This window comes from Snodgrassella sp. CFCC 13594 (genome assembly GCF_001590725.1).
GTDB lineage: Bacteria > Pseudomonadota > Gammaproteobacteria > Burkholderiales > Neisseriaceae > Snodgrassella.
The window spans coordinates 1-604 of the sequence record NZ_LQXR01000079.1; the positions used below are offsets into that span (position 1 = coordinate 1).

At 49.3% G+C, this 604-nt stretch carries 1 protein-coding gene; it reads right to left on the reverse strand.

Translation table 11 applies throughout. From position 1 onward, the window contains the following. Positions 1–50: 50 nt before the first annotated feature. The gene (locus A2F46_RS11800; protein ID WP_066570665.1) at positions 51–518 is read right to left on the reverse strand and encodes an HK97-gp10 family putative phage morphogenesis protein; all 468 of its coding nucleotides are present in this window, start codon (positions 516–518) and stop codon (positions 51–53) included. Between the last annotated feature and the right edge of the window lie 86 nt (positions 519–604).

Consider the following 604-nt stretch of genomic DNA (forward strand, 5'->3'; position numbering starts at 1 on the left):
AGCAAATACACGGCCACCAGCCAATACAGATATGGCCTGATAAAATGCGGTTACTTTGTCCATGCTTCTCTCAACCCGTCTTTGATGATGGTCTCGGCAGCCTTGATGGCCTCGGTTTTTTTGCTATCCACGGCTGGGCGCATAAAGGGGTGTTTCTGATCCATGTTGACGCCATACTCCAAAAACACGCCAATGTTCTTGGCACCATGCGGGCCTTTCAATGAATTCGAAACCGTCACTACATGCTCGGATATTAAGCTGCCTTTATTATCGTCCACCCGTTTCATGATGATGTTGTCGCCGACGTGACCCGGGTCTACCAACTCCCTATGCCCTTTGGGACCAGCATAGTAAGCCTTAGGTGCTTGATAGCATCGCTCCTTGGCTTCATCCCGAATAATCGCGGCCATGCGCCCCGTGGCTGATTTACCGATTTTCTTTTGCAATTCCTCAGGCAAGGCTTCCAGTTTTTTTACCAGACCATCCAATCCTTTGATCTCAAATTTTTCAGCCATCATTTGCCCCCAGCTCGCATGCAAGGTCTATATATTCACGCGCGGCATCATCTGGCAACACGGCTGTAATGTTGTATGGCTGCCCACAA